General features: G+C 66.5%; 11 protein-coding genes. 6 read left to right on the top strand and 5 right to left on the bottom strand.

Annotation, left to right across the window (positions count from 1 at the left end):
- Positions 1–21: 21 nt before the first annotated feature.
- Together AB4Z47_RS08370 and AB4Z47_RS08365 are read right to left on the bottom strand one after the other, a co-directional pair.
- The gene (locus AB4Z47_RS08370) at positions 22–465 is read right to left on the bottom strand and encodes a thioredoxin family protein (RefSeq protein WP_441949261.1); all 444 of its coding nucleotides are present in this window, start codon (positions 463–465) and stop codon (positions 22–24) included.
- Positions 462–1,262, bottom strand: coding sequence for an LmeA family phospholipid-binding protein (locus tag AB4Z47_RS08365; protein ID WP_441949259.1), 801 nt, complete (start codon positions 1,260–1,262; stop codon positions 462–464). Before AB4Z47_RS08365 ends, AB4Z47_RS08370 begins: the two co-directional genes overlap by 4 nt.
- A 301-nt stretch (positions 1,263–1,563) precedes the next feature.
- Between AB4Z47_RS08365 and AB4Z47_RS08360 the strand changes: the two genes are divergently transcribed.
- The 6 genes from AB4Z47_RS08360 to pstB all read left to right on the top strand — a co-directional run bounded on the left by AB4Z47_RS08360 (position 1,564) and on the right by pstB (position 7,504).
- Positions 1,564–2,328: a winged helix-turn-helix transcriptional regulator gene (locus AB4Z47_RS08360; RefSeq protein WP_441949258.1), complete on the top strand. Its 765-nt coding sequence runs from the start codon at positions 1,564–1,566 to the stop codon at positions 2,326–2,328.
- 143 nt (positions 2,329–2,471) lie between these two features.
- A complete protein-coding gene (gene mshD, locus AB4Z47_RS08355; RefSeq protein ID WP_441949257.1) occupies positions 2,472–3,392 on the top strand; it encodes a mycothiol synthase in 921 nt (306 codons plus the stop codon).
- Positions 3,393–3,632: 240 nt separating this feature from the next.
- Entirely contained in the window at positions 3,633–4,745 is a 1,113-nt protein-coding gene (gene pstS / locus AB4Z47_RS08350) for a phosphate ABC transporter substrate-binding protein PstS (protein WP_441949255.1), read from the top strand.
- A gap of 88 nt (positions 4,746–4,833) precedes the next feature.
- Positions 4,834–5,805, top strand: a complete 972-nt coding sequence (pstC, locus tag AB4Z47_RS08345) for a phosphate ABC transporter permease subunit PstC (protein WP_441949395.1) — start codon at positions 4,834–4,836, stop codon at positions 5,803–5,805.
- On the top strand, positions 5,805–6,707 hold the full coding sequence (gene pstA / locus AB4Z47_RS08340; protein WP_441949253.1) for a phosphate ABC transporter permease PstA: 903 nt from the start codon (positions 5,805–5,807) through the stop codon (positions 6,705–6,707). Before pstC ends, pstA begins: the two co-directional genes overlap by 1 nt.
- Positions 6,708–6,727: 20 nt before the next feature.
- Entirely contained in the window at positions 6,728–7,504 is a 777-nt protein-coding gene (gene pstB / locus AB4Z47_RS08335; RefSeq protein WP_406269850.1) for a phosphate ABC transporter ATP-binding protein PstB, read from the top strand.
- Between the two features lie 273 nt (positions 7,505–7,777).
- Here the strand turns inward: pstB and phoU are convergent, their stop codons facing one another.
- From phoU to dusB, 3 genes are all read right to left on the bottom strand, one after another.
- Entirely contained in the window at positions 7,778–8,440 is a 663-nt protein-coding gene (gene phoU, locus AB4Z47_RS08330) for a phosphate signaling complex protein PhoU (RefSeq protein WP_441949252.1), read from the bottom strand.
- A 231-nt stretch (positions 8,441–8,671) separates the two neighbouring features.
- Positions 8,672–10,891, bottom strand: a complete 2,220-nt coding sequence (locus tag AB4Z47_RS08325) for an LCP family glycopolymer transferase (RefSeq protein WP_441949250.1) — start codon at positions 10,889–10,891, stop codon at positions 8,672–8,674.
- 161 nt (positions 10,892–11,052) lie between these two features.
- Positions 11,053–12,201 carry a tRNA dihydrouridine synthase DusB gene (gene dusB / locus AB4Z47_RS08320; protein ID WP_441949248.1) on the bottom strand — a complete coding sequence of 383 codons (1,149 nt, stop codon included), beginning with the start codon at positions 12,199–12,201 and terminating at the stop codon, positions 11,053–11,055.
- Positions 12,202–12,461 lie beyond the last annotated feature (260 nt).

Raw genomic sequence — 12,461 nt, 5'->3', positions numbered from 1 at the left:
AGGGGGGCTTGTCATCGCAGCTCAGGCGGCCGTGGTGAGCGGCTCCAAGGCGGAGTGCAGATCCGTGGCCTTCGGCACGCCGGAGATCCGGAACCGCTCCCGCCCTTCGCTGTCGAAGACGAACGTGGTGGGCAGGGAGAGCACGTTCAGTTCCCGCGCCAGCGCCGGTTCGGCATCGACGTCCACTTCGATATGCAGCGGCGGCTGTGGCGATCGGGCGAGTTGCTCTGTGACATTAGCAACCACCCGGCGAACAGCGGCGCATGGTCCGCACCATTCGGCGGAGAAATGCAGCACCGCCGGACCGGGACCGGTCACGCCGACGTCCGCGAGCAACTCGGCGCGCGCCGAGTCGGACATCTCGATGATGTTCGCCGCGCGCACCCTGCCCTCGCGACGGCGTAGCAAAACGCCGACAACTAGCCCGGCGAGCAGCACTGCTGCCAGAATTGCGATGTTGATCATGGTCGCTGCAATCGGTCGAGGTCGATCGTGACGTTCACGCCCTTGCCCTCCACCACGATCTGCCCGCCCTGGGCGGATACTTTGGTGGGCCGGACACCGAACGGCAACTCCTTCGTATCGATGGTACGGGTGAATCGGGCGAGCACCGCGGGGCGATCGGTCTCGCTGATCAGCGCGACCGGCATGGTCTCGGTGCCGGGGGCGCCGCGATAGAAGCCCGTCGCGACGATCTTCACCTGATCGCCGTCGAGCAGCAGATCGGCCTGCACGCTCACCTTTTCGCCACCGAACTGAGCGCCGGGGGTCTCGGGCAGGGTGCCGGTGAGCACTAGCGCGCCCGTGGTGGTCATGCCGGATCCGCCCGACCCGCCCGTCCCGTCGGATTTGTCCGCGGGGCGCGAGTGCACCTGCAGGTCCGGGATATTGAACAGCCTGCCGAGTTCGGTGGGCTCCACCCGCAGCCTGCTGTCCACCCGCTCCACCGGAACTCCGCGCAGACTGCCGTCGACCAGCTCGCCCACCGGCAGCCGCACGCCGGTCAGCGTCGCCTCCAGTGCGATCTCGCCGGGAATGTCCAGGCGCTTGGCCCGCGCCCGGATCTCGACGTTGTCGTAGCGGCTGTCCCAGGCCTGGCCGACGAATGGGAAGCCGTGGATCGTCACCTCGGGGTCGGCGGTGAGATCGGCGCCGTCGCGCAGCGCGCGTGAGACGCGGTACTCCGAATAGGCCGCGGTGCCGAAGTCGACGACGACCGCAAGTCCCGCCAGACACAGCAGGCCGATGATCAGCTTGCGCATGCGCTAGGCCGCCTCTCCGCGTTTCTCGCCGGCGGTGGGTGCCGCGAGAGCCGCGTCGCGGGCTGGCGGTCGAGTATCCGGCTGGGTTTCGGCCGTACCCGGTGAGTTACCCATGTACGCACGATATCTGTCGTTGTGTTGTGGAGTTTCCGGGAGTCGCCCGGAGCGGGTAGGGGACCCGGAACGCGTGGTCATTCGCACTAGCGCGCTAATCTTGCATCCGATTGCCTGTGATCAGAGACGTGGGCACGCGGCATAGTCACTGAGCCGGCGGAGCTACGAGATGGGAGGAGGAGGGCCTGTGGAGCTACTCCTGCTTACCTCCGACCCCAACCCCGAGTCGGTGTTGCCGTCGCTGGGGTTGCTCGCGCACAACGTACGTCCCGTGCCCACCGAAGTGGCGTCGCTGCTCGAGGCGGGCTCCGCGGATGTCGCCTTGGTGGACGCACGTACCGATCTGGCCGCGGCTCGCGGCCTGTGCCGACTGCTCGGCAGCACCGGGTCGGCTGTGCCGGTGGTCGCGGTGGTCACAGAGGGCGGCCTGGTCGCGGTGAACGCGGACTGGGGCCTCGACGACATCCTGCTGCCCGGCACCGGGCCCGCCGAACTGGACGCCAGGCTGCGGCTGCTGGTCGGGCGCAACGGCGGCGCGGCGAGCCCGGAGAACACCGGCAAGATCACCCTCGGCGAGTTGGTGATCGACGAGGGCACCTACACCGCGCGGCTGCGTGGGCGCCCGCTCGATCTCACCTACAAGGAGTTCGAGCTGCTGAAATACCTCGCTCAGCACGCGGGCCGGGTGTTCACCCGCGCACAGTTGCTGCAAGAGGTGTGGGGCTACGACTTCTTCGGCGGCACCCGCACGGTGGACGTGCACGTCCGGCGGCTGCGGGCCAAACTCGGCAGCGAGTACGAGTCCCTGATCGGCACGGTCCGCAACGTCGGGTACAAGGCTGTGCGACCGTCTCGGGCGCCGGTCAAGGGCGAGCCGGTCAGCTTCCCGGACGACGACAGCGAGGGTACCGACGACTCGCCACTCGCCCCCGTCAACGGCTCCCTGCAGTGAGGCGGCAGGTCGCAGCGTGATTTCCGGTAGTCCCCGGCGGCAACCATGTGCCGTTCGGCCGACGAGGAAATGCGGGCCGCACCGATGACGTTGCCTGGAGCGGACCTCCGAACGGGGTCCGATGGCGTGAGGAGCGGAGTCCGATGAGCGGCGTGACAACACAGTGGACCGACCGTCCGGATGCGAACGCGGCGAGCGCGATTCGTGAACTCGTCGAGCGAGCCGCCGCCGCCGATGGTGTCGCCCCTATCTCGGAACAGGCGGTGCTCTCGCTGACCTCGTCCGAGGCCACGGGCGCGCGCCATCTGCTCGCTCTGCGCGATGGTGTGCTCACCGGCTATACCAATCTCGTTCCAGCGCACAGCGAACACCCGGCGATGGCAGAGGTGGTGGTGGACCCGCCCGCCCGCGGACACGGCATCGGAACCGAACTGGTCTCGGCCGCGCTCGCGGAAGGCGGCCCCGGCGCGCGGGTCTGGGCGCATGGCGATCGACCGGCCGCCACCGCGGTGGCGGCCCGGCTCGGTCTGCGAACTGCGCGCGAACTGTGGCAGATGCGGCGGCCACTGGCAACATCAGAGCTACCTGATCTGGTTGTGCCGGACGGCATCGTGCTGCGCACCTACGCCGGCCCCGCCGACGACGCGGAGGTCCTGCGGGTGAACAAAGCCGCCTTCGATTGGCATCCTGAACAAGGGGGATGGACCGAACACGACATCGAGGTTCGCCGGGCGGCGTCCTGGTTCGACCCGAAGGGACTGTTCTTCGTCGCCGACGCGAGCGATCCTGAGCGTCTGCTCGGATTCCATTGGACCAAGGTGCATTACGAGGAGAACCCGCCGGTCGGTGAGGTCTACGTGGTCGGCATCGACCCGGCGGCGCAGGGCCGCGGACTCGGCCGTCTGCTCACGCTGGCCGGCCTGCGCCATTTGCGCGACCGCGGTCTTCCCGAGGTGTTGCTGTACACCGAGGCCGACAACACAGCCGCCGTGCGGACCTACACCCGCCTCGGATTCGCCCCGGCACACGTCGACGTCGTGTACGCGGTGACCGAGAGTGAATAGTGGGCGCACCGCAGTAGGCGTCGAGTAAAACTAGGGCAAACATCACACCCGGCGGCCGCAATCGCGCAGGGCTGTTCACTCTCTGTTCACTCAGGTCGGTCGAACTGTCAACCACGTGACTTTAGGTTGAAGGAGGGCGGCACACTGCTGCCTGGTGCGCAAGTTCCCTGCGAACAGCACCACAGGACCCGTCCGGGCCGGTGAGGGACCGGGCGAGTTGGACGCCATTCCGGAGGAATAGTGAATCTCGAGCGCAGCAGCGCCCTTGTGGGTGTGCTGGCCGTCGGTGCCATGACGCTCGCCGCCTGTGGCAGCGACGACAACACCGCGACCGACACGAGCAACGTCGCCAAGGTCGACGTCGCGTGTGGCGGCAAGGAGGCCCTCAAAGCCAGTGGCTCCTCGGCGCAGAAGAACGCGATGGAGCGGTTCATCGCCGCCTACGAGAAGAACTGCGATGGTGCGACGCTCAACTACACATCGAGCGGCTCCGGCGCCGGTGTGAGCGAGTTCCTCGGTGGCCAGACCGACTTCGGTGGCTCCGACTCGCCGCTGAGCTCGAAGAAGGACGAGCCGAAGAAGGCCGCCGATCGCTGCGCGTCGCCCGCGTGGAACCTCCCGACCGTGTTCGGCCCGGTCGCGATCACCTACAACATCGACGGCGTGACCGACCTCGTGCTGGACGGCCCGACCGCTGCCAAGATCTTCAACGGCACTGTGACCACCTGGGACGCCCCCGAGATCAAGGCGCTGAACCCGAACGCCAAGCTGCCCTCCGAGCCGATCGCCGTAATCTTCCGCAGCGACGAGTCCGGCACCACGGATAACTTCCAGCTCTACCTGGACGCCGCCTCGGACGGGGCGTGGGGCAAGGGCGCCGGCAAGGCATTCGCCGGTGGTGTCGGCGCGGGCTCGAAGGGCAACGAAGGCACTTCGGCCGCGGTGAAGAGCACCAAGAACGCGATCACCTACAACGAGTGGTCCTTCGCCAAGGCGCAGAACCTGTCGATCGCGCGGATCGTCACGTCGGCGAGCAAAGATCCGGTGGCGCTGAGTGTCGAGTCGGCGGGCAAGGCGATCGAGTCGGCGCGGATCTCCGGTCAGGGCAACGATCTGGTGATCGACACATCCTCGTTCTACAAGCCGTCGGTAGCGGGTGCGTACCCGATCGTGATGCCGACCTACGAGATCGTGTGCTCGAAGTACAGCGACGCCGCTACGGCCAAGGCGGTGAAGGCATTCCTCACCTCCGCGGTCAGCAACGGTCAGCAAGGTCTGGACGAGGCCGGGTACATCCCGATCCCGGAGCAGTTCAAGACCAAGCTGACCACCGCCGTCAACGCCATCTCCTGATAGCAATCCCATGACCGTGCACGACGAAGTTACCGCCGCTGGACCGTCGGACTCGACCGACCAGCGGCCGGGCGGAGATACTGCGCTCATGCCGAACAAGCCGAGCATCGAACCGGCCACCGCGGCCCGTCGCCGTCACAGCCGGCGTGCGGAGATCATCTTCCGTTCGCTGGCGACAACGGCAGGGGCGATCATTGTCGCCTCCATCGCCCTGATCGCGCTGTTCCTGTTGATCAGAGCGGTTCCTTCGGTATTGGCGAACGACGCGAACTTCTTCACCAGCACCGAGTTCAACACCTCGGACGCCAACCACCTGCGGTTCGGTATCCGGGATCTGTTGATGGTGACGGTGCTCAGTTCGATCTTCGCGCTGGTGCTTGCCGTACCGATCGGTGTCGGTATCGCATTGTTCCTGACGCACTACGCGCCGAAGACGCTGGCGCGACCGTTTTCGGTGCTCGTAGATCTGCTCGCGGCGGTTCCTTCGATCGTGTTCGGTCTATGGGGGATTCTGGTTCTCGCTCCCCAGCTGGAGCCTACGCAGAACTTCTTGAACGACAAGCTCGGCTGGCTGTTCCTGTTCTCGGACGGCAATATTCCACTGGCCAGCGGTGGCACGATCTTCACGGCGGGCGTCGTCCTCGCCGTGATGATCCTGCCGATCATCACGTCGGTCAGCCGTGAGGTTTTCAACCTCACCCCGCGCTCGCACATCGAGGCGGCGCAGGCGCTCGGCGCGACGAAATGGGAAGTCGTCCGGATGACCGTGCTTCCGTATGGTCGAAGCGGCATGATCGCCGGAGCGATGCTCGGCCTCGGGCGAGCGCTCGGTGAAACGATCGCCGTTCTGATCGTGCTGAAGACGGCCGCGCAGGCCGGACACTGGTCCGTATTCGACGGCGGTTACACCTTCGCGTCCAAAATCGCCTCGGCCGCGGCGGAATTCAGTGATCCGCTGCCGACCGGCGCATACATCGCGGCAGGTTTCGTGCTGTTCGCGCTGACCTTCGTGGTGAACGCGCTGGCGCGACTGGCCGCGGGCGGAAGGGTGAACGGGTGATGACTACGCCGACATTGGACCGGCCGATCAAGGCCCCCGCCTTCCGGCAGGTGAGCGTTGCGCGCCGGGTGCGCAACAACATCGCGACGGGACTGGTCTGGCTGTCGTTCGGTATCGCGCTGGTGCCGCTGGGCTGGGTGCTGATCATGGTGGTTACCAAAGGTTTCCACGCGGTAGTCCGCGCGAACTGGTGGCAGAACTCGATGAAGGGCGTGCTGCCCAATCAGTTCGCGGGCGGTGTCTACCACGCGATCTACGGAACAATCGTGCAGTCGCTGGTCGCGACGGTCATTGCGGTGCCGCTGGGCATCATGGCCGCGATCTATCTTGTCGAATACGGCCGAGGGCTGCTGGCCAAAACCACGACGTTCATGGTCGACATTCTGGCCGGTGTGCCGTCCATCGTCGCGGCGCTGTTCATTTTCGCGCTGTGGATCGCAACGTTCGGCTTCCCACAGAGTTCCTTGGCGGTGTCGCTCGCGTTGGTGTTGTTGATGCTGCCGGTGGTTGTCCGAAGCACCGAGGAAATGCTCAAACTGGTGCCCGACGAACTGCGCGAAGCGTCCTACGCCCTCGGTACTCCCAAGTGGAAGACGATTCTGCGGATCGTGGTTCCGACCGCCTTGCCCGGCATGATCAGCGGCATTCTGCTGGCCATCGCCAGGGTGATGGGTGAAACGGCTCCGGTGCTGGTGCTGGTCGGCTACAGCAAGTCGATCAACATGAACATCTTCGACGGCAATATGGCGTCGCTGCCGTTGTTGATCTACCAGGAGCTGGCCAATCCCGAAGCCGCAGGACGGGAACGCGTCTGGGGCGCGGCATTGACGCTCATTCTCATCATCGCCTTCCTGTACCTGGCGGCGGCGGTTCTCAACCGGCTGCTCACACGGAACCGATAGAAGCGGAACGGATTACCGAAATGGCCAAGCGGATCGACGTCAAAGATCTGAACATCTTCTACGGCAAGTTCCACGCCGTGTCCGAGGTGTCGCTGAACGTGCTGCCGCGCAGCGTGACCGCCTTCATCGGTCCGTCCGGCTGTGGGAAGTCCACTGTGCTGCGTTCGCTCAACCGCATGCACGAGGTAACTCCGAATGCCCGCGTCGAGGGCGCGGTTCTGCTGGACGGCGAGGACATCTACGGGTCGCAGGTCGACCCGGTCGGCGTGCGCCGCACCATCGGCATGGTGTTCCAGCGGCCGAACCCCTTCCCCACCATGTCCATCAAGGACAACGTGGTAGCCGGACTCAAGCTGCAGGGCGTGCGCAACAAGAAGGAGCTCGACGAGGTCGCCGAGCGCTCGCTGCGGGGCGCCAACCTGTGGAACGAGGTGAAGGACCGCCTGGACAAGCCGGGTGGCGGGCTCTCCGGCGGCCAGCAACAGCGTCTGTGCATCGCGCGTGCCATCGCAGTGTCGCCCGACGTGCTGCTGATGGACGAGCCCTGCTCGGCACTGGACCCGATCTCCACGCTGGCGATCGAGGACCTGATCACCGAGCTGAAGAAAGAATTCACCATCGTCATCGTCACCCATAACATGCAGCAGGCCGCGCGCGTGAGTGACCAGACCGGCTTCTTCAACCTCGAGGCGCAGGGCAAGCCGGGCAAGCTGATCGAGATCGACGACACCGAAAAGATTTTCTCCAACCCTTCCCAGAAGGCCACGGAAGATTACATCTCGGGCCGCTTCGGCTGATTTCGGCCGCCGAGTATTTCTGGTCACAACAACAGAGTCCTGGGCGGTATCGACCGCCCAGGACTCTCGTGTTACAACACGCGCAGGCTGCCTGTTATTCGTACCGACGCGGTGTCTCGAATAGCAGCCCAATCCGCGGGGGCCCGATGTTGGCATTCGTCGTCGGCCGCGTAACAGACATCGCGGCTCCAGTGGGCACCCGCCGACCGGATTTTGCGTCAGACGGGCTCGCTGGAAACGAGCCCGTCATAGCGGACGTTGCAAGAGGTCTTCTCACACCTCGGTGTCGGGATCCGGGGGGAGGACTCCGGTGACCAGGAAGATGACGCGGCGGCCGATTTCGACGGCGTGGTCGGCGAAGCGCTCGTAGTAACGGCCGAGCAGCGTGATATCGACGGCGGCGGCGACGCCGTATTTCCAGTCCCGGTCCATGAGCAGCGTGAAGAGGTGGCGGTGTAGGTCGTCCATCGCCTCGTCGTCCTCGTTCAGCTGGGCGGCACGCTCGGGATCGCGAGTCTCGAGGACCTCCTTGGCGCCGGCGCCCATGTTCACCGCGATGCGGCCCATCTCGGCGAAATAGCCGTTGACCGCCTCGGGTAGCGCGTGTTTCGGGTGCCGCCTGCGCGTGACCTTCGCCACGTGCAGCGCCAGCGCGCCCATGCGGTTCACGTCGCCGACGATCTGGATCGCGCTCACCACCTGCCGCAGATCACCCGCCACGGGCGCCTGTAGCGCGAGCAGAGCGAAGGCCTTCTCCTCGGCGTCCTGGATCAGCTCGGCGATCCGGTCGTGTTCGCTGATCACCTGCTCGGCCAGGGTGAGGTCGGCCTGGAGCAGCGACTGGGTAGCCCGGTCCATGGCCGACCCCGCCAGACCGGCCATCTCGCCCAGCACGTGGGCGAGATCAGCCATTTGCTCGTTGTAGATGACACGCATGAATTCAGACCCTAGTTCCCGGTGCTGACCAAGTCACCAACAACGGATGAATGACCGGTGCCTCCTGTTCGCCGGTGCGTTGCCGCGTGCGGTAACACACACCGGGTCCAGATGCTGATTCTGGCATCTATGCGGCGAACCGACCGGCGATATGTGATGCGCATCGCACGGTGATGTGTGACCCGGGCTATGTGTGCCCGCGTGTCGAGAGTCCGCGGCGGCGGACTGGACCTATTTGCAGATGTCTTCGGCGGCGTTGACGTGCTCCAAGTCGGAGGGGAGGTTGACCGGCGTCGTGCTGGCGGTCGAGCTGACCGGCACGTTGGTGATCGGATCGCCCACCGGAACCGGGCTCGTTACGGTGCCGGTGAAGTCGGTCCCCAAGACGACCTCGATGATGCCGCCGAGATCGGAGGCCTGCTCCAACGTCGTGCCCGGAATCGCGCTGGCCACTGTCGCGGCCTCCGCTTCGTGTCCAGCCGCGTACCGGATCTTCGACGCCGTCGCGGTGCCGTTGGAGTAGTTGCCCGTGTTGTAGATCTGAAAGCCCTGATTACCCAGCTTCGTCGACGCCTTGTTGGCCACGCCTCCGACGCCGGAGGCGTTCGAGACCAGCAGGGATACCGTGCTCGGATCGACCGCGGTCAGCTTCGGCGGTGCGGGTGGAGCTGTCGTGCTCGACCCCGGGGTGGGCGTCACCTTCTTCTCGCCGGGCAGCGGCTGGTCGTCGATGACCGCTCGGAAGATGGCTTTGATGTCGGACTCGCGTGGAATCTCATTGCCGTAGGAGGTCGTGCCTGCGGTCGGGATGGTCAGGAAGGTCACCGCGCCCGCGTCGACCTTCTGCAATGATCGTCCGAGCGTCAGCAGGTCATTCGTGTCGACCTGGTCCACCCACGTGTGCTTGGTGAATGCGTCGATGAAGCCGCGCAGCTTGCCGGGGTCGAACAACACTTTGCTGGACAGCGCACCACGCAGCAGCGAGGCAAGGAACCGCTGCTGCCGGTTGATGCGGTCGTAGTCGCTGCGTTCCTCTCCATAGACGTGCCGGGCCCGCACATAGTTGAGCGCGGTCTCGCCGCTGATGTGCTGCATACCGGAGTTCTCCAGGACCGTGCCGAGGATCCCGTCGATGATCGGCTTGGAGGCGCACACGTCTACGCCGCCGACCTGGTCGACCATCGCCTCGAATCCGGCGAAGTCGATGCTGATGAAGTGGTTGATGCTGAGCCCCGTCATCTTGGAAATGACGTTGAACAGGCATTTCGGGCCGCCGAGGGCGTAGACGGCGTTGAGCTTGTCGCCCATGGCCGCCGGGAAGACCTCGTTGGTGTAATTGATTTTCTCGTTGTCCCAGCCATTGCACCGCGGCCTGCTGACGTCGAGGTCACGGGGGAACGAGACGACCACGACCCGCGATCGGTTCTTGGGGATATTCACCAGCATGACGGTGTCGGCCCGGGAGCCCTCGGCATCATCGGTCGACCCCGCGCCGACCTGCCCGTTGGCGCCCACACGGGTGTCGGTACCGACGAGCAGGAAGTTCTCGTCGCCGAGTTGCGCGCCCGAGTCGACGACGTCCTCGGTGTTGTCATCGAGCGCGGAAACCTGGGTGAAGCCGTTGGCGGTGGAACGCAGGTAGCTCCAGCCGCCGCCCGTGGCGAGCAGAACGAGAACGGAGACCACCGCCATCGCCGCTCGGCCCATGGTCCGCAGTCGCGCCGTCCGGCGTTGCCGGGCGGCTTCCAGGCGGGATTGCGACGGCGCACCGATCGCTTTCGGCTTGACGGCCTTGGTTTCCGTCGTCGGCCAGCCTGAGCTCTTGCGTTTGGCACGTGTCGGCTCGGTGAGCGGGGGGAGAACGTCGGTAACTTCTTCGGCCTGTTCCGGCTCGGGGCGGGTGCCGGGCTCGGGGCGCTCGGCGGGACGACGGCTCGCGACGCGCGAGGCCGGGGTGGCGTGTTCGCCCGCGATGTCCTGAACCACCGGCGAACTGCCGGTGTGCCGTGGCGCCGGCGCGTCGGGTGCGCGCCGCAGGCCTGCCGCGGCGCCGCGGCCATTGGCGGGTTCCGGTGGGCGGCGGGTGCCGGGCTCGGCGGGCCCGCGTGGAGCAGCCTGCCGTGGCGCCGGCTCGGTGCGGCGGCCCCGTCCCGGTGGCGGGCCGGCGTCCTGTGGTGTCGGCTCGGTGCGGTGGCCCCGTCCCGGTGGAGCGCCCGCATCCTGTGGCGCGGCTCCCCGGCGGCCCCGTCGTCCGCCACGCTCGTTGTCGACCCGCTGGACGAGGTCCTGGACCGTGAGCGGCGCGGAACTGTGGTCTTGGGTGGCGTCGGTATGTCGTGAGCGCCGGGACGCCTGTTCGGCGTCTCGTTCGGGGTAATCCGCCGCGGGATAGCGCTCCCACGGGGCGCGACCTCCGGGCCGTGGCGAACGCCCGTGCCGATCGTCACCCACCAACGAACCTCGCTTTTCGTCTTGCTTTCCGCCTCGGGCCATAGTCGACCGGCAGCACCGATCCCGCAATGATAACGATTCCGCCACGGCGGGCCACCCGAGTGCGAAATCGAAGAGATCGCGTCGTCGTGTCGATGCCAGTTCGCTGCGGGGTTGCGGGATCAGCCGCCGCTGTGCATCACATCGGCGGCCTGCGGTACCGCCGGATCGTCCGGATCGTCGAGCCAGCCGTGCGGCAACGCGACCTTGCCCGGCGAGCCCTGACGGCCGCGCGGTCCTTCGGCGTCCTTGGGGAACGGTGCGGTCGGATCGAGTTGCCCGACAAGGTCTTCCAGCTGGGTGAGACTGGAGACGGTGGCGAACGTGCGGCGCAGATCAGCGCCGACCGGGAAGCCCATCAGATACCAGGCCATGTGCTTGCGCAGATCGCGCATGGCCTTGTCTTCGCCGAGATGTTCGGCGAGCAGCGCGCCGTGCCGGTACAGCACGTTGCCGACCCGGCCCAGGTCGGGCGGGTCGGGCAGCGGCTCGCCGCGCAGCGCGGCCTGGAGCTCGGCGAACAGCCACGGCCTGCCCAGGCAGCCGCGGCCGACGACCACACCGTCGCAGCCGGTCTCGTCCATCATGCGGACGGCGTCGGCGGCGGCGAAGATGTCGCCGTTGCCCAGCACGGGGATCGCGGTGACGGCATCCTTGAGCCGGGCGATCGCGGTCCAGTCCGCCTGACCGGAGTACCGCTGCGCGGCCGTGCGCGCGTGGAGCGCAACCGCTTGCACACCTTCGGCTTCCGCGATGCGGCCGGCGTCCAGATAGGTGCGGTGTTCGTCGTCGATGCCGATGCGGAACTTCACGGTCACCGGGACGCCCGCCGGTTCGGCGGCATTCACCATGGCGGCCACGATGCGGCGGAACAGCGTCCGCTTATACGGCAGCGCGGCACCGCCGCCGAGCCGAGTGACCTTGGGGACCGGGCAGCCGAGGTTGAGGTCTATATGATCGGCCCAGCCCTCGCCGACGATGATCCGCACAGCTTCCCCGAGGGTGGCCGGGTCGACGCCGTAGAGCTGCATCGAACGCGGGCTCTCGTCCGGGCCGAAGGCCATCATGTGCAAGGTTTTCTCGTTGCGTTCGACGATGGCGCGGGCGGTGATCATCTCGCAGACGTAGATCGAGGTGGGGCTGCCGAACTCGCGGCACAGCTGCCGGAAGGCGACGTTGGTGATCCCGGCCATCGGGGCGAGCACGACCGGCGGATCGACCGGGTAGGGGCCGATCCGCAGTTGGGGCTTGGCCTCGATTACCGCAGTCATGTCTTCCAGTGTCTCAAATGCTGTTCAGTGGCCTGTGGAGCACGTCCGCGGCCTGGGCGATGGTGCTGCCCGGACAGTGAAGCCTTCGAGGCCGCGGGCGGGCACCACGCTGGTCGATCTGACGCGCGTGAGCGTCGAGCACCTGAACGCGCTCGTCGATATCAGTGCGCTCCCGCTGTCGGTCGACGCCTTCGACTCATCATGCAGCGCAGGTCGTTCGCTGAGGCGCTCGCCGTTCCCTCTACCACTCTTACCTGGCG

The organism is Nocardia sp. 2TAF39 (assembly GCF_052114905.1).
Lineage (GTDB): Bacteria > Actinomycetota > Actinomycetes > Mycobacteriales > Mycobacteriaceae > Nocardia.
This window is presented reverse-complemented; position numbering and strand designations above follow the sequence as displayed.